The organism is Enterococcus sp. AZ009 (assembly GCF_050548785.1).
Classification (GTDB): Bacteria; Bacillota; Bacilli; order Lactobacillales; family Enterococcaceae; genus Enterococcus_D; species Enterococcus_D entomosocium.
Window position 1 is genome coordinate 3281198 of record NZ_CP172960.1, and the last position, 25972, is coordinate 3307169.

Sequence of the window (25972 nt, forward strand, 5' to 3'; positions counted from 1 at the left end):
GAATTCCTCCCTGCAGTTAGGACTGCGACCTACTTTTTGTGCCATCTATTGCCTGTTTCAAAAACATCTCGTAAGCTTCTTCCTGTTGTGCATAGATTTCACCTAGTGGAATACCTGGTGTCGTTACTGCGAAAATCGTACCGATTCCGATCGTGTAAATGAGCATATGCAAGTGCAGCTGTTTGGCGGTTTCTATGCTGATGTTCAAATCGGCGGCAATCCTTTTTGCTACTTGAGGATTCGTCTCCAACTGATACAGCTCTTCTAATGACGAAACATTCGCTCTTTTTTGTAAGACAAAAATTCTCAAAATTTGGGGTTCTTCTTTCGCCAATTGCAAATACGCGTGTCCGGTACTGCGAAACAGATCCTGGGGGTCGCTATGGGCTTCTAGATACGCTTGTAAAAATTGCCGTGCTTTCTGCTCTACTTCTGTCCGCAGTCCTTCCATATTGGTGCAATAACTATAAATGGGCTGGACTGAACAGCCTAACCTTTCCGCAATATTTTTGACAATCACTTGCTCCATACCGCCTTTTCGAGCAATCTCAAAAGCGGCATCAACCACCATTTCCTTTGTTATTCGTTGTTTTGGCATCCAAGCCCCTCCTTAAGCACAAGTCACATTATATAAACGATTTATATAACTCGATTATATTCTTTTGTTCCTGCGAAGTCAATCGGGTCCAAGACACTACTCCCTCGCTCTTTCTATTGAATAAAGAGCTGTCGATTTCTCACAAATCATCGTTCATAGGTTGTAAATCTTCCGTTACTTTCCAATGATTGCTGGCTCTTTTATCCGCACAAAAAAGGTACAGCCCACAGAAAAAGGCTGTACCGTTGATAATACGTATGGACTCTTTTGCACTCGAAGCTGCTAAACTTCTGGGGTGTCCTCTGGTGGTGCTTCGAGGATTGGTTCTTCCTCTTCATACAAGGAGGAAACCCGCGTATACCATTCAAACACATGGGTAATGATCACCTTGGCAGCCGCATAGACAGGAATCCCTAAAATGACCCCAACAAGACCAAACAATTTTCCTGAAGTCAAGAGGACTAACAGGATCGTGACAGGATGGATCGACAACTCATTTCCTAGAACTAATGGCGAAATCAAGCGTCCTTCAATGGTTTGCTCAATAACAAAAACGATCAGAACTTGGATCAGTAACACTGGTCCGCCGACGATTCCTAAAAAGACCGCAGGGATCATGGCCAAAAAGGAGCCTAAATAAGGGATCAAATTTAGAAATCCCGCTGCAATCCCCAGTGTGATGGCATAATCTAAGCCAATAATACTAAAGCCGATCATAAACATCACTGCGACCGCAAACGCCACTGTCAGCTGTCCCCGAATATAGGAGGATACCTGGTCATTCATTTCTTTTAAAACGATCAGTGACGGCTGGCGCATTTTGGTTGGTAAAAATTTGACAAAATAAGGGGCTAGTTTGCGGCCATCTTTCAGTAGGTAGAACAAAATAAACGGCATGGTAATGACCGCTAAAACGATCGTCGCAACGGCCCCGAAGAAACTACCTAGATTTTGAATCGTACTGCGGGAAAGATTTTGGACGATATCCGTCAGAGAAGAAATCAACTTCTCATTGGAAGCTTCGATCTGATCTTGGACTTGCGAGAAGATTGGATCAGACAAGATTTCATTCACCTTATTCTCAATAATCGTCAAATACCCCGGCAGATTATCCGCAAAACTCATGGATTGCTCTTGGATCTTAGGAATGATGACCACCACCCCCCAGACAATCAGACCAACCACCAAAACAAAAAGACCAAAAATACTGTAAATTCGTTTGATTCCTTTGCGCTCCAAATAGTCAACAGTGGGATTCATCAAGTAATACAAGATCCCCGCCAAAATGATTGGCAATCCGACGATGGCTAAAAATTGCCAGACAGGCTCAAACAAATATGAAACTTTCGTGAAGAGCAGCAAAATTAAGAGAATCAATAAAATGACCAGCAAGCTGGTCACTGCTTGATTGTTTAAAAACCATTTCCAAAACCAGGAATGCGGCTTTTTCTGCGTTTCTTTCATGACATTCTTTGCCTCCTAGTTGTACGCCACTTGCATGCCGACTTCGAGGTTCGGCAAAACAGTTGGCGTTAAATAAATCGCACTTGAAAGCGGTTCTTCAGCCGGCACTTCGTCAAAGACAAAGGTCACATGCTGGATCGTTTGCAGGATTTGGTTAGCCACCGTTCCTACATATTGGACTTGATAGGTCTGATCACCAAAAGTAATCTGATCCTCTTTCTTTACGACTAACTCTTGCGAATCAGGAATCGTTTGGATGACTGAATATTCTCGCAATGTATCGGTCGCTTCTTCCCCAAAGAAGATGATCATTCTTTCTTGCGAATCGATCGCTTGTGGACCAATTTCTTTGATCGTCCCTTTTTTCATATGACAAACTCCCCTTTCTATCTTCTCGTTTATTATAACATAAAGAGTTTTTCTACCCGCCCAAAACCGCATTCTATGGTAGAATTAAAGAGGAATGAAACTATTAGGAGGTTTTTTTATGTTGCAAACGATTTATTTGGGTACGTACACTCGTCGCGAAAGTAAAGGGATCTATTCGATCGCTTTAGATACGGAAAAAGGAACACTGACCGATTTGACCTTATGCGCGGAAGAAAAAAGTCCGACTTATCTTGCCCGCAGTAAAAAAGAAGCAGTTTACAGCGTCACAGAAGTAGCTGGCAACGGTGGCGCCGCTGCTTATACCCCAGACTTTACCTTGCTGAATACCGCAACGGAAGAAGGCGCACCCCTTTGCTATGTAGCAGTTGATGAAAACCGTCAGCTTTTATATGGTGCCAACTACCACAAAGGTGAAGTGAATGTTTATAAAATTCTAGAAGATGGCAGCATCGAAGCAACGGACAGCATCTACCATGATGAACCCGTCGGCTCTCATGAAAACCAAGACAAACCTCATGTCCATTATACTGACTTAACACCAGACCAACGTTTAGCAGTTTGTGACCTTGGAACGGACCGGGTCTATACTTATGATATTTCAGAAGATGGCAAACTGACAGAAGTAGCTGTCTATGTGGCAGAAGACGGAACTGGTCCTCGTCACTTAGTCTTCCATCCAAATAACCAATACGCTTACTTAGTGGGCGAATTAGACAGCTCATTGACTGTTTTACGCTACAATCAAGCAGATGGCAGTTTTGAGAAAATCCAAAAGGTGCCAACGATCCCTGCGGACTTTACGGATTTCAGCAGTGGCGCTGCGGTACGGATCTCGAACGATGGACGTTTTGTTTACAGCTCAAATCGTGGCCACAATTCAATCGCTGTTTTTGAAGTAACCGATGAAGGCGCTGGCCTGGCTTTTGTTCAATCAATCTCAACAGAAGGCGACTTCCCTCGCGATTTCGATTTGGACCCGACAAACGATTATCTGGTTTGTGCCAACCAAAATTCTGATAACCTAACGTTATACAAACGCGATGAAGCCACTGGCAAATTGACTGTCTTAGAAAAAGACATCTACGCACCAGAATGTGTCTGCGTCTTATTCAAAAAATAAAGTTTTGGAGGATTCCCCCATGTTTGATAAAACACCAAAGGAACTCGTGCTCAAAGATTTTTCTAATATCTACAATAAATGTCAATCAACCTTTGAACTAGTGACGAGCCGCAAATACAATGAATCATTGGTCCTATTAACGACTGCGGAAACGTATGCGATCGCTGAAAAAGCCTATATTCGCTGCGATACTGCCAAAGAGCTGCAAACAGCGGAAGTCATTGCTTTCTTTGATGCTTTTGAGATCTATTATTTTGAATTAAAACAAGTCCTTTTTCATGATGACGATGATTTTGTTTCTTTAAAAAATCGTTTAGAAAAAATGAAAGACACTTACGAAGCATTGACAGCCTCATTTCATTTGTTATGATGAAATCAAATCAAAAGTGAAAAAGGTGACGTTATGAACCAAGAACAAGTGTTGGATCGTTTACGAGAAGAATTGGCCATGCCATTTTTCGAAGCAAAACTAGAAGACAAAGACTATTCCGAAGAAGACTATCAACAAGTCAAAGCGGATTTGGTAAAATACTTTGATGACTATGTACGTAATGTAGAAAATTAAGAAACAGCCTGCGATGATTCATTCATCGCAGGCTGTTTTGCTATTATAACGTCACTAGAAAGTTTTGATTCGTCGTAGCTTCGATCTGAGGATGCTGTTTCAAATAGTCAGCAATCAGTTCCGTCATATCGACTTGAATCTCACGAACGATTTTTTCGGCAGAAAACATGGCGTAGTTGCCACCGCCCACGGCACGGTATTGGTTGATGACGATCTCTAATTCTTGGTCCATCGCAATGGCTTTTTCTTCAAAGTCCAAACGGGTGATTCGTTGACCAACGGGTTGACTAAGATCGATCGTATACTCGATGCCTTCATACATATCGTAGTTATAATATTGCGGTTTTGGTTCAATAAAAGCAGGATTGAAAACGATCTGATCGTCAACAACGGCTAAATAATCCGCCGTTTGTTCTAAAGCAGCTTTTAATTCGGCACCTGTTATTTTGACTACAGCTAACGTATTTGGGTAAATATAATTGGTAATCACATCCCGCATCGTGATGGTTGCGCCAAAGCCTTTGCCTTCATTGTTGAAAAGAGCAGTGCCAGAAATTTTGGCGCCACTGGCAGCCATCTGAACACGATTGATGAATTCAATATAAGGATGCTCTTTCAAGCGTGCCCCCATCGGATCGGTGATTCGCATATCCCCACTGACTTTGCCTAACGGCTGATCTAGCCATGTTTGTAACTCTTCTTCGATGGGTGCTAACAAAGCCAATGTCTCTTGATCTGGGACAGCATCCGCAACAGGGATCAACGCAGCCGTACTGTTTGTGACATGAACCCCTGTCTGATTTTTTTCAACCGTCAATTCGATGGCGCCGATAAAGCTTCCACGATAACCGGGCTGCACAACAGGGACACCATTGATTTTTGTGGCAATCTCACGATGTTGGTGTCCTGTGAAGAAGGCATCGATTCCTGAAACTTCCTGCAGTAATTGATAGCCCTCATTTTCGCCAGTCAATAATTCGGTCGGTTCCCCAGTGACTAAATCACGCTCGAAGCCGCCATGGTAGCTGATGACAACGATATCGGCTTGTTCTCGTAAGTAAGGTACATAGTTTTTCGCTGTCTCAACGATGCTGACAAACTGCATCCCGCGAATCGTCGCAGGTTGTTCCCAATGAGGAATATAGGGCGTCACCATTCCTAAAATCGCGATCTTTACCCCTTCTTTTTCAATGATGGTGTAAGCTTGCCCAAAGAATGGTTCCCCCGCTTCATTTAAAATATTCGCTGCCAGCACTGGTGTTTGGTAGCTGGCGATCGCTTCTTGCAAATAAGGCAGACCGTAGTTGAACTCATGATTGCCTAAGACATGAACATCAACGTCTAGGTGGTTGACGACAGCGGTCAATGCGGCAACGGAGTGCTGGCTTTTGGCGATGTAATAGCTTAAGGGCGAGCCTTGGATAAAGTCGCCATTTTCGATCGTTACGACCGGTCCGGTGGCTGCTTGACGTAGCTCTTTCATTTTGGTAGCAACTTTTGCCACGCCGAATCCTTGTTCCGTGTCATCGGCAAAATTGGTTGGATAGACATAGCCATGCATATCGCTCGTTTCTAAAAACGTGATTTTCATTCAAAAGACTCCTTTTCCCCTCAATAGACCAAAAGGGCATGCGCATAAGTCGAAAACCCTCGAAAGCCAGCATTTTCTGCTTCCTTGTGTCTTCAAACCTTATGGCACAAACCCTTTTGTCTTTCATTCTCAGGTGTTTCCCTGATTATACCCTATTTTGACGAAGAAATTCAGAATTATTGGTTCCAAGCATCTTCTAATTGTGGTTTCGCGTTTTCAATCAATTGATCGACATCTTGATCTGTATTAGACAAAATGTTTTCCATGATTGAACGCATTTCATTGTAAGCAGGATCAGCATTTTCAATCACTGGGATCGAGAACAATTCTTTGGTTGCATCTTCTAATTTGGCAGCGACTTTTGTTTCAGGATTGTTTTTGTATTCATCGCTTTCCAAAACAGATTCAACAACTGGCATGTAGCCGGTATCGATCGCCCATGTTTTTTGCGCTTCTGGCGAAGTTAGGTATTTCATGTATTCAAAAGCAGCGGTGCGTTGCTCTGGTGTTGCGCTGTTGAACATATACAAGTCAGTTCCTTGTTGCAAGTTGATTGGTTCTGGACGAGCTGCTACGTCATATTCAAATTTGCCTTCGGTATCTTTTTTAACAAAGCCTTCCCCTGCGATTGAGCCGACATACATTGCGATTTGCTCGTTGGCAAATGGACCAGACAAGTATTTGTCAGAACCAGCGATTCGGAAGTAGCCGTCTTTAACACCATCTAGGTAGTAGTTGATGACTTCTTTTGATTCATCGCTGTCTAATTGCAAGTCTTTGTCAAAATCAACGCCTTGATTTTTCATTGCGATGGCATAGTAGTTGTTTAATGAGTCAAAACCAGCACCTACGACTTCACCGTTTGATTTTTCATAGATTTCTTGAGAAGCTTCTTTTAATTCTTCCAGGTTTGTTGGTACGTCAATACCATACTCGTCTAACATGTCTGCATTGTAAAACAGCATTTCTGTAGATTTGTTGAAAGGAATCCCGTATTGCACGCCGTCGATTTGTGCACCATCTAAAAGGGCACTGCGGATCTCTTCTTGGTCACCCCAACCGATAGTATCATCGTTGATGTATTCGCCAAGGTCAACTAGCATGTCATCTTGGGCAGCATTCCATAACCAACCAGGATATGCTTGGGTGATAGTTGGCAGATCTTTTGGTGAAGGCAAGGTTGAATTCACCTTTGCTTGCAAATCAGGATAGCTTGATTGGTTCTGCAATTCGATCTTGATGTTTGGATTTTCGTCCATGAATTGCTCGGTCAATTTCGTCAATGATTCTTCTTGCGCACCATTCATTGCATGCCAAAAGGTGACAGTCGTATCTTCGCTTAGTTCTGTAACGATTTCATCACTTTCCGTAGAACCAGATGAATCGTTGTTGTTTCCACAAGCCCCTAATACCAATGTCGCGGCTGCAGCTGCTGCAAATGCAAGTTTCTTTGTTTTCATTTTTTCCTCTCCTCTATCACTCTAAAATAATTTTTTCACCGCGTTGCGGCAATATTCTTTCACCATACGGATTCACCAGATTTTCTGGTTTCAGCGTATGGATTGGAACCAATCGTTGGGGCTCGATCCATGCAATGATCTGATCTAAATCAGCTGGTTTCGCATGTCCCGAGTTTGGCAAACGGACAAATTCGATCTCCAGTGCTGCCAATTGATCCAAAAAGACTTGATAAGCTGGATCAAAATCGCCTAACGGCTGCGCATCACTGTGAATATACAAACCACCCGTCTGCAAGTTTTCAAAATGCGCGACTGCTTGCCAAAGGTACTGGCTCGTGTCGGCACATAATGCCTGATAAGAAATGGCGAAGGCTGGATCGAGAGTCGCTGGTACTTGATCATCGATCGTATAGAACGGTACATCTTTATTGAAAATTTCTTTCAACAAAGCAGCTTGCGTCGCCTCTAAAACAACCGTCCGCGGCGCGGCTTCAACAAGCGCCATAAAGCGCTCGACATTGGCTGGATAGCCATTGAAAGTAATTTGTCGTTGGGGATTTTCTTTGACCAAACGCACGAAGGTCTCGATCAATTCTGTTTCACTTTCCACTGTGATCGCTTTGGGGTCCGGTTCTCTTTCTGGAAAGCTGATGCTGACCCCTTCCATCATCAATAGATCCGTGTGTTTGGCTAATTGACAGAATTCTTTGGTACGCTCTGGATGATAGCCATGCAAACGCAAATCACCGGTATAAGCGATAAAATGATCCGGCGTGCGAATTAACAAGGCCGCCGCACCGTACGCATCATGATCGACTGGAATGATCTCGACTTCGATTTCCCCGATCCGAATCACATCATGGGGTTCTAAGCCGATCAATTCACGGACAAAGCTTTTTTCCTCATGAGGAACGGGCAGCAAGAAGTCCCCTTTTTGATTCAACACTTCGAGGATCGCTTTGGTTTCCTTCAAGGTGTACATAGGAATATTTGGGTCTAAAAAGTTGATCATCTTGGAATGATCCAGATGGGCGTGGGAAAGAAAAACTGCTGTTTCTTGGTATTCTTTCGTTTCGCTTCCTTGGTACGTGTAGTCTAAGCGTGGATCGTAGACATTTTTCAGTTCTGGTATCCAGCGATGCGCAACTAACGTTTGTAATTCTTCATCTGGTAAGGGTGTTTCTGGATGATACTCCGAACCGAAATCAAAAAAGATATGGGCATCTTTGTACGCAACTTCGATGACGGTTCCTCCAATCGTTAAAATTCCGCTATGGAAGGTGATCGTTGTTTTATCCTTTGATGCCATCTTTAGCCACTCCTTTGATAATTTCTTTTCTAAAGATCAAGTAAATGATCAGAATTGGAATGACGGTCAAGGTCGCTGCCGCCATCTGTAAATGAACATCGCTGCCGCTTTCTGTGGTAAAGGCAGCCAACCCATTATTTAAGAGGCGGTATTTTTTCTCATTGGTTACTAGCAACGGCCATAAGAAGGAATTCCAGCTAGAGATGAACGTCAGAATCCCGACTGTCACTAAGGCTGGTTTTGACATGGGGATCAAAATCCGCCGAATGTAAGCCAAATCGCTAGCACCGTCGATTTTGGCCGCTTTGTAAAAGGTATTGGAAATACTTTGTAAATAGCCATTTAAATAATAGATGTAAAAAATACTAGTCAGAAAGGGAATGATCAAGGCACTATACGTATTCAATAAGCCCATTCGCGCAATCGTATTGTAATTGGTAAAGATGATGGATTCATATGGAACCATCAGTAAGGAGATCATCAAACCAATCACGAGACGCTTGTATTTGAATTCAAGACTCGTTAATGCAAAAGCAGCTAAAATTGCCGTGATCAGCGTCGCGATAGTCGTCACCGCGGAAACGAAGACCGTATTAAAGAAGTAGCGTAAAAACGGTGCTCGGGTAAAGACTTCCCCGTAGTTGCTCCATTGGAAGGACTCTGGCATGATCGTCGGTGGAATACTGGTTGCTTCACTGTAGGTCATTAGACCAGCTAAAATCATATAGACAAAGGGAAATAGCGTGATCACTGCTAAAATTGCTAAAAACAGCATCGAAACAATCGTGACAATTTTTTTCATTCGTTTATTCGCCCACTTTCTTCAAAAGTTTATTTTGGATAAAGGTGACGAGCAAAATAATGATAAACAAGATCACGGTTGCCGCCATTGCAATCCCCGGACGTCCGGCGATATGGAATTTGTCATAAATATAAAAGACTGCCGTCGTTGCACTACGAGCGATCCCTGGCTGGCCGCCAAACAAAGCATATACTTGGGTATAAACTTTAAAGGCACTGATCAGATTGACCGTCAACAAGAAAGCAAAGGTCGGGATCAATTGCGGAAAGGTGATTTTCCGAAAAATCTCACCGTCGGTGGCGCCAAACATTTTTGCGATTTTGTAGTGTTCTTTGTCGATGTTGCGCATTCCTGCCAACAAGATAATAATGTTGAAGGCGAGGCTCGTCCAAACGCCAAAGATGATCAAGGTCGTCATACTCATATTGACGTTATCTAGCCAGTTGACTGGCGCAATGCCGACAAGACCTAGCAGATAATTAATGATCCCGTAAGAGCCGTTGAAAAAGTAACGAAACACGATCCCGATCGCAATCGTACTTGTGACATAGGGCATAAAGAAGATCGTTTCAAAAAAACTTTTGTGTTTGACTTTTTCAAAAATGATCCACGCGATCGCTAATGAGAGGACCAGCGAGATCGGCACGACCGCAAAAGCAAACAGCGCTGTGTTTTGCAGTGCTCGAAAGAATACGGGGTCCGTTAAAACCCTTTGATAGTTCTCAAGCCCAGCATACTGTTGGTTAATCAAGGTTCCTTTTTGGAAACTCATGATGAAGGAACGAAACAGCGGATACACACTGAATAAGAAAATAATGACCAATGAAGGCAGTAAAAACAGCCACGCCTTTGGTTGATTCTCAGGGTTATAATTTTTTTTGAACATTAGTAGACCCGCTCTCCTTTTTCATCAAAGATAAAGGCTTTTTTGTAATGAAAATCAAATGACACTTGCGCGCCTTCTTCAATGATCTCTTCAATACTAACGATCGATTTCATATGTTTTGCAGCCAGATCAAAGTTCAAGATTCGTTCTCGTCCGATCAGCTCCACACTCTTGATTTCTGTTTGGAACAACCCTGTTTGTAAAGTGGTCAGCACATCTTCTGGACGAATACCTAACGTATATTGGCCGTCTGTCAATGGTTTCTTGAAGCGAATGTCGGTAAAGCGGTCAACTGGGATCGTGAATGCTGGATGGATCATTTGTCCCTCTTTGACTTCTACTGGCAAGATGTTGATGATTGGATTACCAATGAATTTCGCTACGAAAAGATTGTTTGGTTCTAAGTAAAGGTTTTGCGGATCGTCATTTTGTTGAATGATCCCTTCGTTCATCAAAATGATCTTATCACTGATAGAAAGAGCTTCTTCTTGGTCATGTGTCACGAAGATTGTAGTGATACCTACTTCTTTGACTAACCGACGGATCTCTTCACGGATCTTCAAGCGCAAACGGGCATCTAAGTTACTCAATGGTTCATCCAGCAGTAACACTTCTGGACTTTGTACCAAAGCACGAGTAATGGCGACCCGTTGCTGTTGTCCACCGGAAAGGGTTCCTGGTTTTTTCTGACTTAATTCTTCAATATTGGTCAGTTTCATGAACTTTTCAGCAATTTTTTGTGCTTCATTTTTCTTGATCTTTTTCTCTCCGACTGTCAAAGGAAACATGACATTTTCTAACACAGTCATATGGGGATAAAGGGCATAGTTCTGAAAAACAAACCCGATATTGCGGTCTTTCGGCTCCGTCTTAACAACGGAAGTACCATTAAAGCGGATATCACCATCGGTGGGACTTAACAACCCCGCGATCAAATTCAATATCGTCGATTTCCCGCAACCACTAGGTCCCAACAAACAAACCAAATCGCCTTTTTCTATTGTAAAATCTACTGCTTTCAAGGCTTCGAACTTATTATCAAAAACCTTCTTCAACCCGACTACTTCTATCAAAACTGCCCCTCCATTTTCTCTTTTTCCTCTGAATAGTTGACTGGCATTTCAAGTCACAAAAAAAACGAACTCTTGATGTTTCGGTCAAACGCTCAAAGAAATTCGATTTTAATCATAACAAACGAATGTTTTTATTCGATACTATTATTGTAAATGTTTTGTAAAAACCAATGGGAATTATGAAAGAATTTTTAATTAATTTACCAAACAATGAGAAAACGATGAGTGATTCAAAGGGAATTCTACCCGCTAATCCCGAACATTTCGTCATTTTTCGAAAATTTTCATGAAAAAATGAATGAATTTTATCTAATATACATACCTGTGTATAATAACACTATTTTTACACAGCTTTTTTATCAAAAGCACCCTTATTAAATACTTACTAAAATCGTCAGTATCTCTCCGATTAAAATAACAAAAAAGGACGGTTTCCCCAAAGAAAACAATCGTCCTTTTTTCCCTTCAGTTATTCGACTTCATCGATCGTCAACGTCAGCAATTTCGTTGAGACTTGCTCAAGAAAATAACGGTCGTGTTCAATGATCAGCATAGAAGGCTCCACCAAATGGATTACTTCCTCTAATTGCTTCTGATTGAAGACATCCAAATAATTCAGAGGTTCATCCCAGATAAACAATTCTGCTGGTGTTGCTAATGATTTGGCTAGTTCCACGCGTTTACGCTGCCCCATGCTCATTTGCTGGATCGGCGTTTGAAAAACAGCTCTTTCCAAGCCAAGCTTTTTTAAGTTATTTAGCAGATCTTGATAATTCAAGCCATGCTCTTGGGCAAATTCTGTCAGCATCCCACAATTGTCCTCGTAGTTTTGTCGAACATAACTGATGGTGATCCCATGGGCTGTTTTGATCGTCCCTGTCTGCTGTCCTTCGAAAGTACCTAAAATACTCGCAATCAAACTGGACTTGCCAGATCCGTTGGCCCCTTGAATCCCCAAGCGCTCTTTTTGACGGATCGCAAACGTCAGCGGTTTAAACAAAGGCTTCTCATAGCCGAGCTGAAAATGCTCTGCTTCCAGCAACACGTCATGATGGCTAACAAGCGGGGTCATTTTCAGAGGATCGATCCACTCAATGTCTTTTAACAACGCAGACTTGTCTTGAATTTGATCTTCCATCCGTTTAACGATCGCTTTCGAGCGCTTCATGGTCCGTGCCGCTCGGGCACCGATCGCCCCCGTATCATAGATTGCCCCACTGCCTTTTTTGGTCGGCGACCCTAATTTGTCCCGTTCGCGTCCTCGGGACCACTCCGCTTTCTCGGCTGCCGTCTGCTTCAAACGACCGATTTCTTTTTTCAACTTGCTGTTTTGTTCTTGCTCATAGGCATCTTTTTGCTGCTTTTGCAGTTCATAAACTGAATAATTCCCTTTGTACAACACCAAGCGGCTTTTTTCGATCGCCAATACATGATCGACGACTTCATCGACAAACTGTCGATCATGGCTCACAACGATAAACCCGGTTTTTTGCTGCAAATAGCGGGCAACATGTTGGCGAGCGGTCACATCCAAATGGTTGGTTGGCTCATCGATCAAAGCAAAATTCTCTTCATCAACGAACAAACGCGCCAATAGAACTTTCGTTTGCTCGCCGCCAGATAAAGTGGCAAAGGGCCGCCAAAGAACTTCTGGATCAAGTTGCAGCAGGTTCAATTCTCGTTCCAAACGCCACTGCTCAAATTCACCTGATTCTTGTAAAACAAAAAGCGTCAGTTGCTGATCGTCAGCGACGGTTAAGGGAAAATAAACGAATTGCTGCTCATGGGTAATCGAGCCGCTATACGGCAATTCATTGAGCAGCAAACGCAGCAAGGTCGTTTTGCCGCGACCATTTCTGCCAATCAACCCTAATTTCCATTGAGTATCAAGGTTCAAGTTGGCATCCTCAAAAAGCAACCGTTCCTGGCTATCAAAGCCAAAAGTTAAATGATTAATACTGATATTCGACATAAATATACCTCGTCTCTATTCACGGAATAGAGTAGACTAAAGCTATTTTCAGAATCAGTTTTTAGAGGTACACAAAAAGATCCCCCATTGAAAAAGTCAACCAATCCTGAAAATCTGCAGACTATCCCCTTGGAGGAACAGTTTCATGCAGCTTTCAACAAATTGGTTAATTTTTCAATGGAGGATCCCTCATTTCGTTTAATAGTGCCCTAAGTATAGCATTGATCGACAAAAAAGCGCAAGCTTGCTATTCCTTGCTATTTCAACTTTATATTTTGTTCACAAACTATCCCCGCTTTTGATGGAAACACTTCATTAAAAAACAAAAAAAACCATCAGGTTGGTTAGTCCTGATGGCAAAAGGAGTAAAATGAAAAATAAAAAGGTTGTTGGTTGTGAATTCATTATACCTCCGATAAAAAAACTTTACATGTGAAAAACATAACAGTTAAATTAAATAACTCTTGTTTAACTTGAATGTTTATCATTTTTTTAACAATAAAGCGGTCATCCGTTGGATAGCAAAAGAAATTTCGTCCGTTGCTTCATCTTGCTTAGCTTCAGCTGCATCAAAGGCTTCTTGGTCGATTTTGTTATCCAGACTCAAAATCATCTCATCACAGCCGGCAACATATTTCATATACGCTCGCTCGAATTTTTTATGGATCCCCATCACATTCGCTGGTGGACGCAATTTGCTGATTTTTTCCAGCATCAAGCGGTATTTGTCCGTGCCTTCTTTAAAAATTCTGGTAATCTCAGCTAGCCGCTCAGGTGTTACCTCTGCTTCTTTCTTCTCGTCGATCGCTTTGCGGATCTCTTCATAATTGGGATTCATTTTCTCCCCGATTGCTTCTGTTTCTTTGACAAGATCGTTGATTGTTTGTACATAAAAACCTAAGTTTGGTCGCACAGTGGGTCCCCTACTTTCTTTGTTATTATCTTCTATTTTACCGTTTCTTGCTGCAAATGAAAAGGTCAAGAAACAGCCATAGGGTTTATCGAAAATAAGCCAGCAAAAAAAGGCCTGCTGCCCATGGAGAAGGACAGCAGACCATTCGTTGTTTTTCTGTTTATTTTTGGCTTATTTGCGTCCCATTGCTCGTTGGATCGCTTTGACGATCTCAACGACTGGAATGATCGCAAAGGAGGCGCCTAAAACGATGCCCCATTGATACAAGTCAAGGTGTGCGACACGGAAGATATCGTTTAATCCTGGCACAATGAAGATCACTAGCATCAACGCAAAGGACAACAGGATCGCCCAGTTGAAGGCTTTGTTTCTAAATGCTCCTACTTTAAAGAGCGACTGATGGATCGATTTGACGTTGAAGGCATGGAACAATTGCATCAATCCTAACGTGGCAAAGGCCATCGTTAAGGCATCGGCATGGATCGCATCGTACGTATTGTGAACGGGCCATTGGATCGCTGACCAATAAACGAACAGCACGGTTGCTGCTTCTAAGATCCCTTGGTAGATGATACTGCTCATCACACCACCGGAGAAGAAGTTGGAACTGCGTCCCCGCGGTGCATGTTTCATTAGATCTTTTTCAGCAGGCTCCATTCCTAAGGCAATTGCTGGGAAGGTATCGGTTACTAGGTTGATCCAAAGCAAGTGGATCGGCAATAGCGAGTCCCAACCCCACAAGGTTGCTAAGAACAAGGTCAAAACTTCCCCTAGGTTAGCGGCTAGCAAGTATTGAATCGCTTTTTGAATATTGGAGAAGACTTTACGTCCTTCTTCCACTGCTACGACGATCGTAGCAAAGTTGTCATCGGCTAGGACCATATCGGAAGCACCTTTAGAAACTTCGGTACCCGTAATCCCCATACCTACCCCAATATCTGCTTGTTTCAAGGATGGTGCATCATTGACCCCGTCACCAGTCATGGCAACGACTTTGCCTTCTTGCTGCCAAGCTTTGACGATGCGGACTTTATGTTCCGGCGATACCCGCGCATAGACTGAGTAGTGGGCTACCTTTTGGGCAAACTCTTCTTCGCTCATTTTATTGAGTTCAGCGCCGGTCAAGACAGCATCATCATCGCCCGGTTTGATGATCCCTAAACGTCCCGCAATGGCTTCAGCTGTATCCCGGTGGTCTCCGGTGATCATGATGGGACGAATCCCAGCTTCTTTGGCTAAACGTACCGCATCGGCTGCTTCTGCCCGTTCTGGGTCAATCATTCCGACTAAGCCAGCAAAGACCAAATCATTTTCGACGATTTCTGATTCTAAGTTTTCTGGCACTTGATCTACGTATTTGTAGGCCATTCCCAATACCCGCAGCGCTTGTTTTGCCATATCGGTATTGTTGAATAAGATTTTTTCTTTTTCTTCATTCGTCATTGGTAGCTCTTGGCCATCCAATAGTACTTTTGAGGTTCTGCCTAGTAAGACATCCGGTGCACCTTTGACAGCAACTAAATAGCGGCCGTCTTCTTGTTGGTGGATCGTACTCATAAGTTTTCGGTCAGAATCAAAGGGCAGATCCGCTACCCGTGGTTCTTGATTGACGAGATCCCGCACATGGAATCCTTGATCCATCCCGAATTGCACCAATGCGGTCTCGGTCGGATCACCGATCAAGTTGCCTTCTTCACCAAATTTTGTATCATTGGCAAAGTTCATGACTTTTAATGCCATGTTGTCTAGCGGAATATCTTCTGAAGCAGCATGTTGTTTGTTATTGACATACAATTTTTCCACGGTCATTTGATTCAACGTCAAAGTACCGGTTTTATCAGAAGCGATAATGTCCGTTGCCCCAAGGGTTTCAACCGCAGGCAATTTACGGATCACTGCATTTCGTTTCGCCATTACTTGCGTACCTAAGGCTAAGATGATCGTTACGATCGCTGGCAGCCCTTCTGGGATCGCCGCTACTGCTAATGAGATCGAAGTCAATAGCATGTCGACCCATGACGTATTGTTAAAGATCGTTCCAACAAAGAACATGATCACTGCAATGATAATGATGGCGATCGTCAGGAATTTTCCTAGTTCATTTAAGTTACGCTTCAACGGTGTTTCGGTTTCTTGGGCGCTAGCTAGCATGCCAGCGATTTTCCCAACTTCGGTTCCCATTCCAGTATTGACCACGACCCCTTTTCCGCGGCCATAGGTCACATTACTGTTTGAATAGGCCATATTGACGCGATCGCCGATCCCGACATCCGTCCCTTCGATGACAGTCAATTCTTTTTCGACTGGTACGGATTCACCGGTCAAAGCGGCTTCTTCAATTTTTAACGAACTTGCTTCTAAGAGGCGTAAATCTGCCGGTACGACATCGCCAGCTTCTAATAGGACAATATCCCCCGGAACCAATTCATCGCTCTTGATGGTGACGGTATGACCATTACGCAGGACATTGGCATTTGGTGTGGACATTTCTCTTAGTGCTTCGATGGCCTGCTCTGCCTTTGCCTCTTGAACAACACCCATGATCGCGTTGATAATGACAACTGCTAAAATAATAATTGAGTCCACGACTTCATGGGAAACGACTGCTGAGATAATTGCCGCCGCTAGCAAAACGATGATCATCAAATCTTTAAATTGCTCAAAGAATTTTTGTGCCATCGATTTCTTTTTGCCTTCTTCTAATTCGTTGGGACCATACTCAGATAAGCGTTTTTGCGCTTCATCGTTCGTTAATCCATTGGCATCTGTTTGCATTTCTTCCAGAACATGCTGCGCTTCTTGCGCATAAAACGCCTGCGATAGCTGCTCCTTTTTGTTTTCTTCTGACATGTTTCTCCTCCTTTTATACTTACTCTTCCTTTATTGTACATGATATGAAAAAAAATAGACTTATGTATGCACTGTCTAAGCATACATAAGTCTCACTGTTTAAGACAGCACCAGAAATTTCTTTCAGGATGGTGATACTGCCGCAGATAAAATCCGCCAATTACTCCCTCATGTTCATATCAATAACCTACATTATACAAAAACTTTTCGGGTCTGGCAATTTTATTTTCGCTGAAATTCAACAAAGAATTTCTCTTAAAAATCAAGCGATGACCGAGCCGTTTGGCATGCCTTTTGGCGCTTCCACGATTTGCAGACGACCATCATTGTCTTCTGCAGAAAGGATCATTCCTTGGCTGACTTGCCCCCGCATTTTCCGTGGTTTCAAGTTGGCAACGATCACGACTTTTTTGCCGATCAAATCTTGTGGTTCTGGATAAAATTCAGCAATCCCCGATAAAATTTGACGATCTTGATCATCTCCCGCAGCTAAGCGGAATTGTAGCAGCTTGTCGGCCCCTTTGACTTTTTGACAATCAACGACTTCTGCCACTTTTAATTCGATCTTGTCGAAGTCTTCGTATTTGATCTCGGCTTTGTCTGATTGCAATGTGGTTTCTTCTGGATTCCATTTGACTGTTTCTTCTGGACTTTGTGTCCCTTCAGCCATTTTCTTTTGGATGTAGGCTACTTCTGTTTCAAGTTCCAACCGAGGGAAAATCGGTGTGCCTTTGGCAACGACTTTCGTGCCACTTGGAAATTCACCAAAGCGTAAATCTTTCAGATCCATGGCAACAGAAGCCAATCCTAATTGTTGGAAAATGTTGGCTGGTGTTTCTGTCATCACCGGTTGCAATAAGATCGCAACGATGCGTAAGCTTTCCGCCAAATGAACCATCACACTGTTTAATTCCGCGCGCTTTTCTTCTTCTTTGGCTAACACCCATGGTTGGGTTTCGTCAATGTATTTGTTGGCACGGGAAATCAATGTCCAAACTTCTGACAATGCCGTACTGAATTCCATTTTATCCATGGCTTCATGGTAACGACCAACCACATTGGCCGCAGTCGTTGACAGCTCGCTATCAAAAGGCGTTACTTTTGAGGCATAATCGGGCACTAAGCCATCACAATATTTATTGATCATGGCGATCGTCCGATTCAGCAGGTTGCCTAAGTCGTTGGCTAGATCGTAGTTCAAACGAGAAACGAAATCTTCTGGTGTAAACACACCATCGCTACCAAAAGGAACCGCCCGTAATAGATAGTAACGCAACGCATCTAAGCTGTAGCGCTCCACTAACATTTCTGGATAAACGACATTGCCTTTTGATTTCGACATCTTGCCGTCTTTCATCATCAACCAGCCATGACCAAAGATTTTTTTCGGTAAGGGCAAGTCTAAGGCCATCAGCATGATTGGCCAATAGATCGTATGGAAACGCACGATTTCTTTCCCAACCATATGCACGTCAGCTGGCCAGTATTTTTGGAACAAGGAATCGTCCTCTGAGCCATAGCCTAATGCCGTAATATAGTTAGATAACGCATCGATCCAAACATACACCACGTGTTCAGGACTAGCCGTGACAGGAATGCCCCATTTAAAGGTCGTTCTGGAAACAGCCAGGTCTTCTAAACCTGGTTTGATGAAGTTATTCAGCATTTCATTTTTGCGTGATTCTGGTTGAATGAACTCTGGATGTTCATCATAGTATTGAACCAAACGATCGGCGTATTTGCTCATGCGGAAGAAATAAGAAGATTCCTTCACCAATTCTACCTCATGACCGCTTGGCGCTTTGCCGCCGATGACTTTGCCCTCTTCATCTCGGTAAACTTCTGCTAATTGCGTTTCAGTAAAGTATTCTTCATCAGAAACAGAATACCAGCCTTCATACTCACCAAGATAGATATCGCCTTGATCAAGCAATTGCTGGAAGATTTTTTGAACGGCTGTTTTATGGTAGTCATCCGTTGTACGGATAAATTTGTCATAACTGATGTCTAGTGTGTTCCATAATTTCTTGACGTCAGCTGCCATTTTGTCGACGTATTCTTGCGGATCTACGCCAAGTTCTTCTGCTTTTTTCTCGATTTTTTGACCGTGCTCATCGACACCCGTTAAATAAAAGACATCAAAGCCCATCAATCGTTTGTATCGTGCTACCGCATCACAAGCGATCGTCGTGTAAGAATTCCCGATATGCAGCTTGCCGCTTGGATAATAAATTGGCGTCGTAATATAGAATGTTTCTTTTTCAGCCATGGACGCAAGTCCTCCTTTTCACTAGTAAAGTGTATACTTAGGTAGTATACAGTTCGCAACCCAAAAATGCTATAAATTTAATCAAAAAAGCGGACATAATAAGACCTTTCTTCATGCTCTAAAAGAAGCAAAGGAATCGTTTTCGTCCTTAAAACGCAGCAAATAAACCAGCAGATTTGAGTATTTCTTTTCTACTAGTTATCATAGCGCAGATAGCCGTTCACTTCAATGTTCTAGGGGAAGAATCTGATCCTGACAACGAATCTCATAAGAAATAAAGGTGTTTTATCTCTCTTTGATTAACAGGTACTTCTTTTGCTATAATGAGGAAGACTTCTCTTATAGAAAGGAACGCTATGACTCGAAAAAACAAACAGCATTTTTTGCTTTTAACCGCGCTTTCTGTGGGGCACTTGCTCTTTTCAACCACAGGTTACCCCTTTTTGTTTGCTTACTTCAACAGCCATGATTACGCGGCGCTTTTTGCGACAGCGCTGGCAATCCTACGGGTAGCTTTTCTGCTATGGATCGCTCTTTGGGGCTATTTAGCACTCAAAGAACACCCTCGGTCTTCTTGGCTTTATCTCGCACTGTTTTTCATTAATTTGATCGTTCCTTATTTTTTCCGTTAAGGAAAACCATCGCGCTCAGTTACTTACTTTATCTAAGGCAGGAGAAACCAATGAAAGAATTTACCTCAAAATCAGCTGAAAAACACTACTATGAGAAAGAAGCTTCTGAAGCAGACTTTCTTACGTGGTATCAGGCACAAGATCAGCCGAAATACGAGAAACCTTCCGTAACCGTCGATATGGTTTTGATGTGTTACAACAAAGAAGAAGAACAATTAAAAATTGCGCTGATCCAAAGAAAAGGCCACCCTTTCCGTAATTCTTGGGCATTGCCGGGAGGCTTCGTCAATCCCAATGAATCGACGGGGCAAAGTGTTATCCGTGAGACGCAAGAAGAGATCGGGGTCACCATCTCCAAGCAAAACATCGAACAGCTGCATACCTTCAGCACCCCAGATCGCGATCCTCGCGGTTGGGTGATCACCGTCAGCTATTTGGCTTTTATCGGTGAAGAACCCTTAAGTGCCGGTGACGATGCGAACCAAGTACGCTGGTTCTCTTTAGAAAGAAAAGCCAATCAAATTTATTTGACCAGCGGCGAGATCGAGATCATTCTTGACCTAGTGACTGGCGCCTCTGTTGGAAAAGATACGTTGGCTTTTGACCACAGCGCGATCATCCTCAAAGCTTTCAAACGGGTTGCCAACAAGATGGAACACGAGCCACAAGTGCTGCTCGTGTTAGGCAAAGACTTTACGATCACGGAAGCCCGTAAAGTATTCGCCAAGTTTTTAGGGATCGATTTTAAAATGATCGATCATTCCAACTTTAAAAAATCCATGCTCCAATATTTTACGGAAGTTGGCGAAAAGCCCGTCGGCATCGGGCGTCCCTCAAAGATCTATCGCTTAAATGACGCATTTTTAGGTGACAAAATGTAAAAAAATACAACCCCCTGTCAGACCGTAGTTTGGCAGGGGGTTGCTGGTTAATCATAATTAGTGAACGTGGTTCCTAGAAACAAAAATCAGAAAGATTTTTTCTATACCCTAGGCGATCCCTGGCGTTCCTTCCAGTTCAAGCAGATCAGCTGCTCATTTCGCCTGAGAGCCGCTCTAGCTTCTGTTGGTCCTGCGTGTCCAACGTGACAAAACGCAGTTCTTTGCCGTACCACTGCGCTTTGTACTGGATTTTGCGAACAAACTGATGCCAATCGCTGATGCTGTAATGACCGGCTTTTAGAACCGTTTCTTCAGCAATTTGTTCCAAATAGATTGTATCGTACTGTTTTACGAGATGATAACTGACTTGATCGATGAATTCCCGCTTTTGACAGCAGTGAAAACGATAGAGGCGAGCGACTTTTCCTTTTAGCTTCTGATAATTTCGTGCCTGAGTCAAAAGGATTTTTTTCCGTTTGACCGCCGTAGCTTTCACCTGAAGTTTGCGTTCTGCTCGTGTCAGCTTCTGTTTTGTTTGGATCGCATGCTCACAAGTGACCGGTACCGATTGGTTGGCTTTGATCAGCTGCTGCGGATCATAAACAACCGCGATAGACGCTTGCTGTTTCGGGAGTGGTGTGATCTCTTCCAAACAAAGAATCGAGATATAAAACTCTTCATTGTTTTTCGCTGAGATCGTTGCCGATTTGATTTTCCCTTTGATCTCCCGATGCTTTTTTACTGGAACCAGTGTTTTGAGCTTTGGCAGCTTGATTTGATCCTCTTCAAAGTAAATGGTGTGCTGCTGATTATTCGTAGTATACGATTGCCAAATACTTTTTTTGGTTTTCATTTTTGGAAAGCCAGCCCGCTTTTGAAAGTAATTTCGAAACGCTCGGTCCAGATTCCTTTGTGCATTCGCCAATGCCAAACTATCGGTCTCCTTCAAAAAAGGATACTCCTTTTTTAGTTTGGCTGGCGTCAACCCTTGCTTTGCTTCATTGTTGGCCAGCTCCTCCATCTTCGCCTCCAGCAGTTGATTGTACGTAAACCGAACACAGCCGAAGGTTTCGATGAAAAACTGTTTTTGCTGTCCATTAGGATAGATCCGAAATTTGTATGCTTTTAAAACACCCAGTTTCATCTCCTCCTAACACTCCCTATACCTTTGACGCTAGTTCCCCTTTTTTTGTGCTAACTTTTCTTGGTAGATCTTGGCTTCTTGTTTCGTGGCATAAACGAAATGTCCTGGTGCGATCTCTTCCATTGCTCGTTCTTGGTTATCGTTTGGTTCGCTGACGTATTTGATCCGTTTGCGTTGACGCTCATGGTCAGGATCTGGCAGCGGAATCGCTGATAAAAGACTTTCAGTATACGGATGGACCCCGTAATGATAGATTTCATCACTGGTTCCTACTTCTAGCAGTTTGCCATTGTGCATCACGCCGATCCGATCGCTGATGTGTTTGACCATCGATAAATCATGGGCGATAAACAAGTACGTCAATTTATGTTCTTCTTGCAGATCTTGCAGCAAGTTGACAACTTGGGCTTGGATCGAAACATCCAATGCCGAGATCGGTTCATCACAAATGATGAATTTTGGATCGACGGCTAATGCTCGGGCGATTCCGATCCGCTGACGTTGTCCCCCTGAAAATTCATGAGGATAACGGGTTCCATGACTTGGGTTTAGTCCGACGGTTCGCAAGAGTTCATCCACCCGATCATTGCGTTCTTTTTCATTTTTAGCTAATCCGTTGATATCGATCCCTTCGGCAATAATGTCGCGAACTTTCATCCGTGGATTCAAGGAGGCATAAGGATCTTGGAAGACCATTTGAACTTCCCGGCGAAAATCAGCCAGCGGTTTCTTGCCTTTGATTTTCATAACATCTTGTCCATCAAAAAGAACTTCGCCTCCGGTAGGATTATTCAAACGAATCACCGTCCGTCCAGTGGTCGATTTTCCGCTTCCGGATTCACCTACTAGACCAAAGGTTTCTCCTTCATAGATTTGGAAGGAGATATCATCGACGGCTTTGACTTCGTCTTTGCGGCCAACGTTAAAATATTGTTTGAGATTCTTTACTTCAAGTAAAACTTTTTCCAACCGTTTCTCCTCCTTTAGACAGATGCCTGAGTATTTTTTTCTTGGAATTTTTTCCAGCGAATCAAGATCTCATCCGGCGGAGTTACCTTCGGTGCTTGCGGCGCTAACAGCCAAGTTGCTGCTTTGTGGGTCGGTGAAACATCAAAGAACGGCGGTTGCTGTTCTGCATCGATCTGCAAAGCAAATTCGTTTCGTGGATAAAAAGCGTCCCCGGTTGGCGGGTCCAACAGATCCGGCGGTGAACCAGGAATCGCGTACAAACGATCGCCTGTCCCTTCTAACGTTGGCATCGAACCCAACAAGCCCCAGGTGTATGGATGTTGCGGGTTGTAGAAGATTTCTTCTGCGGTGCCCACTTCGACGATTTTCCCACCATACATCACGGCTACTCGGTCAGCCACATTGGCAACGACACCCAAGTCATGGGTGATAAAGACGATGGACGAATTGATTTTCTTCTGAATATCTTTTAATAACTCTAAGATCTGTGCTTGGATCGTTACATCCAATGCAGTCGTCGGTTCATCTGCAATTAAGATCTGTGGGTAACAGATCAGCGCGATCGCAATAACGATCCGCTGCCGCTGACCACCCGAAAATTGATGCGGATAATTTTTCAAGCGTTTCTCAGCATTCGGGATGCCGACAAGGTTCAGTAATTCCAACGCTTGTCGCAAGCCCTCTTTTTTACTGATTTTGTTGTGCTTCATCAATGACTCTGCCACTTGCTTGCCAATCGGCATCGTTGGGTCTAGTGAAGTCATTGGATCTTGGAAAATCATGGCGATTTCCTTGCCACGGATTTTTTGCAGTTCTTTTTCGGATTTTTTCAAAATGTCCGTCCCATTGAAGAGGATCTGGCCATTATCGACATTGGCATTGCTGGCTAATAACCCCATGATACTGCGGGTTGTCACGGACTTGCCGCTCCCGGATTCGCCCACGATCGCCAAGGTTTCTCCTTTGTATAGATCGAAACTGACATCGCGGATCGCTTGGACTTTCCCAGCAAAGGTGTCAAAAGAAATTTCTAAGTTTTTCACTTCTAAGACTTTTTTCATAGCAATCACTCTTTCATTTTCGGATCAAAGGCATCACGCAAACCGTCTGCCAGCAAGTTGAACCCAATCATAATCACAGACAAGGTCACAGCCGGTACCCACATTTGGTAAGGCAGGAACAAGAAGGTTTTGTAGCCATCGCTTAGTAACATCCCTAAAGATGCTGAAGGTGGTTTTAATCCTAGCCCAATAAAGCTTAGGAAGGCCTCGAAGAAAATCGCCGAGGGAATACTGAACATCATTTGTACGATGATCACGCTGGAAATATTTGGTAATACGTGTTTCATCGCAATCTTGAGACGGCTTTCCCCCAGCGTTGTTGCGGCTAAAACGAATTCCTGATCTTTTAGTTTCATTGTTTGGGCCCGTACGATCCGCGCCATTGGAATCCAGTTAGTGATCGCCATTGCTGCCACGATCGAGAAGATCCCAGGTTCGAAAACTACCAGCATTAAGATCATTACCACCAAGTTGGGAATACCTGATAAGATTTCTAGGAAACGTTGCATCACATTATCGATTCGTCCACCTAAAAGACCAGAGATCAAACCATAGGTTACACCAAAGATGATATCTAGCATCGCTGCGATAAACGCAATCAATAAGGAGATACGTGTCCCTACAAATAGACGACTCAATAAGTCACGACCTAATCCATCCGTTCCTAAAAGGAAATATGTCCCGTCAGGTACATTGGCAGCTGCATACTTATCTACTAGCTCGCCTCCCACCATCGCATAGCCGTTTAAGCCATTGATGTTGATACCGGGAATTTTCGGCGGCAGATTTGTAAAGGTCACATTTTGCGCGGTCGGATCATGTGGCGAGACAAAAATGGTAATGATTGAGATCGTAATAATGATCAGCAACAAAACGATTGAGAAAACAGCGGCTTTGTTCTTTTTCAAACGACGCCACGAATCTTGGAAAAAGGTTAATGAGGGGGTTGCGATCGCTTCACGCTCTTCATTGGTATTTTTTTGTAACGGTTGAAATTTGGCTGCATCGATGGCAGCAACATCATTTGCTGTGTAAGGTTTCTCTGCCATTAGCCACGACTCCCTTCTGAAACTCGGATCCGCGGATCAACGATTCCATATAAAATATCAACAACAAGAATCACAAAGACCAACATTGCGGAATAAAGGATCGTTACCGCCATGATCGTCGGATAGTCATTGGTCATGATTGATTTTACGAACTGTTCACCGATACCCGGGATCGCAAAAATATTTTCTACGACAAGGGAACCAGTCATCAAACCGACAGCTAGCGGTCCTAACAACGTCAATAACGGAATCAAACTATTCCGCAAACCATGCTTGAAGGCAATTTCCCAGCGGCTCAAACCTTTTGCTCGTGCCAACTCGACATAATCACTATGCAGCACTTCCACCATCTCGGTTCGAATAAACCTAGCGGAATCCGCTAACGGCGACATCGCTAAGGCGACGGTCGGTAAGATCGTGCTGGCAAAGGTCTCCCACTTGGCAATCGGCAAGATCCCTAGTTTGATGGCAAAAATATATTGCAGCAAAACGGCAAAGACAAAGTTAGGGATCGAACGCCCTAAGATCGCCACTAAGGTAGACGTTGTGTCGACCCAAGTATTTTGTTTCATTGCAGAGATCGTTCCTAAAATGATCCCAAAGAAGGTACCAAAGATGATCGCTTGTAGTCCTAGTTGCAGTGAAGGTCCGATTCTTCCTGATAATAAATTCGCTACTGGCTGGTTTTTAAATTGGAAAGAGATCCCAAAGTCACCTTTTAGTAGATTGGTCAAATAAAGCCAATATTGGGTAATGATCGGTTTGTCCAATCCTGCTTGCTCATTTAGCAAGGCAATTTGTTCTGGACTTAATTTTTCAGCATTCGTATATGGTGTTCCTGGCAAAAATTGCATCAAGAAAAAGGTGATCGTGGCAATCAGCCATAATGTTAAGACCATGTAGAACACTCGTTTCAATAAATATTTCAAAAAGCTGTTCACGCAGTTTCCCCCTTAAGTATTTTGACTTCTATT

General features: G+C 43.3%; 23 protein-coding genes. 5 read left to right on the top strand and 18 right to left on the bottom strand.

What is annotated here, in order from left to right; translation table 11 throughout:
• Window positions 1-16 precede the first annotated feature (16 nt).
• The 3 genes from IGJ74_RS15460 to IGJ74_RS15470 all read right to left on the bottom strand — a co-directional run bounded on the left by IGJ74_RS15460 (window position 17) and on the right by IGJ74_RS15470 (window position 2431).
• Window positions 17-598, bottom strand: a complete 582-nt coding sequence (locus IGJ74_RS15460) for a TetR/AcrR family transcriptional regulator (protein WP_087664579.1) — start codon at window positions 596-598, stop codon at window positions 17-19.
• 282 nt (window positions 599-880) lie between these two features.
• Entirely contained in the window at window positions 881-2062 is a 1182-nt protein-coding gene (locus IGJ74_RS15465) for an AI-2E family transporter (RefSeq protein WP_005233743.1), read from the bottom strand.
• Between the two features lie 15 nt (window positions 2063-2077).
• Entirely contained in the window at window positions 2078-2431 is a 354-nt protein-coding gene (locus IGJ74_RS15470; protein ID WP_034878298.1) for a PTS glucitol/sorbitol transporter subunit IIA, read from the bottom strand.
• 118 nt (window positions 2432-2549) lie between these two features.
• Between IGJ74_RS15470 and IGJ74_RS15475 the strand changes: the two genes are divergently transcribed.
• From IGJ74_RS15475 to IGJ74_RS15485, 3 genes are read left to right on the top strand one after another with little or no spacing between them, the layout of a single operon-like run.
• Entirely contained in the window at window positions 2550-3572 is a 1023-nt protein-coding gene (locus IGJ74_RS15475) for a lactonase family protein (RefSeq protein ID WP_087664578.1), read from the top strand.
• A gap of 19 nt (window positions 3573-3591) precedes the next feature.
• Window positions 3592-3942 (top strand): hypothetical protein, encoded by a 351-nt coding sequence (locus IGJ74_RS15480; RefSeq protein ID WP_005233740.1) that lies wholly within the window; start codon window positions 3592-3594, stop codon window positions 3940-3942.
• Window positions 3943-3975: 33 nt separating this feature from the next.
• Window positions 3976-4137, top strand: coding sequence for a hypothetical protein (locus tag IGJ74_RS15485; RefSeq protein WP_005233739.1), 162 nt, complete (start codon window positions 3976-3978; stop codon window positions 4135-4137).
• A 43-nt stretch (window positions 4138-4180) separates the two neighbouring features.
• Here the strand turns inward: IGJ74_RS15485 and IGJ74_RS15490 are convergent, their stop codons facing one another.
• The 10 genes from IGJ74_RS15490 to metG form a co-directional block, all read right to left on the bottom strand.
• Window positions 4181-5728: a bifunctional metallophosphatase/5'-nucleotidase gene (locus IGJ74_RS15490; RefSeq protein WP_087664577.1), complete on the bottom strand. Its 1548-nt coding sequence runs from the start codon at window positions 5726-5728 to the stop codon at window positions 4181-4183.
• Between the two features lie 176 nt (window positions 5729-5904).
• Entirely contained in the window at window positions 5905-7188 is a 1284-nt protein-coding gene (locus IGJ74_RS15495) for an ABC transporter substrate-binding protein (RefSeq protein WP_016609876.1), read from the bottom strand.
• A 16-nt stretch (window positions 7189-7204) separates the two neighbouring features.
• The gene (locus IGJ74_RS15500) at window positions 7205-8497 is read right to left on the bottom strand and encodes an MBL fold metallo-hydrolase (protein WP_005233728.1); all 1293 of its coding nucleotides are present in this window, start codon (window positions 8495-8497) and stop codon (window positions 7205-7207) included.
• On the bottom strand, window positions 8481-9299 hold the full coding sequence (locus IGJ74_RS15505) for a carbohydrate ABC transporter permease (RefSeq protein WP_005228015.1): 819 nt from the start codon (window positions 9297-9299) through the stop codon (window positions 8481-8483). Before IGJ74_RS15505 ends, IGJ74_RS15500 begins: the two co-directional genes overlap by 17 nt.
• Window positions 9300-9303: 4 nt before the next feature.
• Entirely contained in the window at window positions 9304-10185 is an 882-nt protein-coding gene (locus IGJ74_RS15510; RefSeq protein WP_218193024.1) for a carbohydrate ABC transporter permease, read from the bottom strand.
• Window positions 10185-11258, bottom strand: a complete 1074-nt coding sequence (locus tag IGJ74_RS15515; protein WP_005233711.1) for an ABC transporter ATP-binding protein — start codon at window positions 11256-11258, stop codon at window positions 10185-10187. Before IGJ74_RS15515 ends, IGJ74_RS15510 begins: the two co-directional genes overlap by 1 nt.
• A 469-nt stretch (window positions 11259-11727) precedes the next feature.
• Window positions 11728-13230: a ribosomal protection-like ABC-F family protein gene (abc-f, locus tag IGJ74_RS15520; protein WP_086316601.1), complete on the bottom strand. Its 1503-nt coding sequence runs from the start codon at window positions 13228-13230 to the stop codon at window positions 11728-11730.
• 484 nt (window positions 13231-13714) lie between these two features.
• A complete protein-coding gene (locus IGJ74_RS15525; protein ID WP_005228008.1) occupies window positions 13715-14143 on the bottom strand; it encodes a hypothetical protein in 429 nt (142 codons plus the stop codon).
• 171 nt (window positions 14144-14314) lie between these two features.
• Complete coding sequence (locus IGJ74_RS15530) at window positions 14315-16993, bottom strand: cation-translocating P-type ATPase (protein WP_008379442.1); 2679 nt, start codon at window positions 16991-16993, stop codon at window positions 14315-14317.
• 262 nt (window positions 16994-17255) lie between these two features.
• Window positions 17256-19262 (bottom strand): methionine--tRNA ligase, encoded by a 2007-nt coding sequence (gene metG / locus IGJ74_RS15535; RefSeq protein WP_005233704.1) that lies wholly within the window; start codon window positions 19260-19262, stop codon window positions 17256-17258.
• 356 nt (window positions 19263-19618) lie between these two features.
• On the opposite strand from metG, the gene IGJ74_RS15540 reads away from it, so the two are divergent.
• Window positions 19619-19894, top strand: coding sequence for a hypothetical protein (locus tag IGJ74_RS15540; RefSeq protein ID WP_034872151.1), 276 nt, complete (start codon window positions 19619-19621; stop codon window positions 19892-19894).
• A gap of 50 nt (window positions 19895-19944) precedes the next feature.
• Complete coding sequence (locus IGJ74_RS15545; protein WP_194188228.1) at window positions 19945-20775, top strand: NUDIX domain-containing protein; 831 nt, start codon at window positions 19945-19947, stop codon at window positions 20773-20775.
• A gap of 145 nt (window positions 20776-20920) precedes the next feature.
• Here IGJ74_RS15545 and IGJ74_RS15550 read toward each other — a convergent pair whose 3' ends face one another.
• The 5 genes from IGJ74_RS15550 to opp3b are packed head-to-tail and all read right to left on the bottom strand — an operon-like array spanning window position 20921 to window position 25939.
• Window positions 20921-21919, bottom strand: a complete 999-nt coding sequence (locus tag IGJ74_RS15550; protein WP_008379437.1) for an RNA-guided endonuclease TnpB family protein — start codon at window positions 21917-21919, stop codon at window positions 20921-20923.
• A gap of 30 nt (window positions 21920-21949) precedes the next feature.
• Entirely contained in the window at window positions 21950-22888 is a 939-nt protein-coding gene (locus tag IGJ74_RS15555; RefSeq protein ID WP_005233685.1) for an ABC transporter ATP-binding protein, read from the bottom strand.
• 14 nt (window positions 22889-22902) lie between these two features.
• The gene (locus IGJ74_RS15560) at window positions 22903-23955 is read right to left on the bottom strand and encodes an ABC transporter ATP-binding protein (RefSeq protein WP_216593164.1); all 1053 of its coding nucleotides are present in this window, start codon (window positions 23953-23955) and stop codon (window positions 22903-22905) included.
• Entirely contained in the window at window positions 23955-24998 is a 1044-nt protein-coding gene (locus IGJ74_RS15565; protein WP_005233683.1) for an ABC transporter permease, read from the bottom strand. Before IGJ74_RS15565 ends, IGJ74_RS15560 begins: the two co-directional genes overlap by 1 nt.
• Window positions 24998-25939, bottom strand: coding sequence for an oligopeptide ABC transporter permease (gene opp3b / locus IGJ74_RS15570; protein ID WP_005233681.1), 942 nt, complete (start codon window positions 25937-25939; stop codon window positions 24998-25000). Before opp3b ends, IGJ74_RS15565 begins: the two co-directional genes overlap by 1 nt.
• Window positions 25940-25972 lie beyond the last annotated feature (33 nt).

Coding starts and splice junctions, on each gene's coding strand:
- IGJ74_RS15460 (WP_087664579.1), bottom strand. CDS start 598: ATGCCAAAACAACGAATAACAAAGGAAATGGTGGTTGATGCCGCTTTT.
- IGJ74_RS15465 (WP_005233743.1), bottom strand. CDS start 2,062: ATGAAAGAAACGCAGAAAAAGCCGCATTCCTGGTTTTGGAAATGGTTT.
- IGJ74_RS15470 (WP_034878298.1), bottom strand. CDS start 2,431: ATGAAAAAAGGGACGATCAAAGAAATTGGTCCACAAGCGATCGATTCG.
- IGJ74_RS15475 (WP_087664578.1), top strand. CDS start 2,550: ATGTTGCAAACGATTTATTTGGGTACGTACACTCGTCGCGAAAGTAAA.
- IGJ74_RS15480 (WP_005233740.1), top strand. CDS start 3,592: ATGTTTGATAAAACACCAAAGGAACTCGTGCTCAAAGATTTTTCTAAT.
- IGJ74_RS15485 (WP_005233739.1), top strand. CDS start 3,976: ATGAACCAAGAACAAGTGTTGGATCGTTTACGAGAAGAATTGGCCATG.
- IGJ74_RS15490 (WP_087664577.1), bottom strand. CDS start 5,728: ATGAAAATCACGTTTTTAGAAACGAGCGATATGCATGGCTATGTCTAT.
- IGJ74_RS15495 (WP_016609876.1), bottom strand. CDS start 7,188: ATGAAAACAAAGAAACTTGCATTTGCAGCAGCTGCAGCCGCGACATTG.
- IGJ74_RS15500 (WP_005233728.1), bottom strand. CDS start 8,497: ATGGCATCAAAGGATAAAACAACGATCACCTTCCATAGCGGAATTTTA.
- IGJ74_RS15505 (WP_005228015.1), bottom strand. CDS start 9,299: ATGAAAAAAATTGTCACGATTGTTTCGATGCTGTTTTTAGCAATTTTA.
- IGJ74_RS15510 (WP_218193024.1), bottom strand. CDS start 10,185: ATGTTCAAAAAAAATTATAACCCTGAGAATCAACCAAAGGCGTGGCTG.
- abc-f (WP_086316601.1), bottom strand. CDS start 13,230: ATGTCGAATATCAGTATTAATCATTTAACTTTTGGCTTTGATAGCCAG.
- IGJ74_RS15530 (WP_008379442.1), bottom strand. CDS start 16,993: ATGTCAGAAGAAAACAAAAAGGAGCAGCTATCGCAGGCGTTTTATGCG.
- metG (WP_005233704.1), bottom strand. CDS start 19,262: ATGGCTGAAAAAGAAACATTCTATATTACGACGCCAATTTATTATCCA.
- IGJ74_RS15540 (WP_034872151.1), top strand. CDS start 19,619: ATGACTCGAAAAAACAAACAGCATTTTTTGCTTTTAACCGCGCTTTCT.
- IGJ74_RS15545 (WP_194188228.1), top strand. CDS start 19,945: ATGAAAGAATTTACCTCAAAATCAGCTGAAAAACACTACTATGAGAAA.
- IGJ74_RS15550 (WP_008379437.1), bottom strand. CDS start 21,919: ATGAAACTGGGTGTTTTAAAAGCATACAAATTTCGGATCTATCCTAAT.
- IGJ74_RS15565 (WP_005233683.1), bottom strand. CDS start 24,998: ATGGCAGAGAAACCTTACACAGCAAATGATGTTGCTGCCATCGATGCA.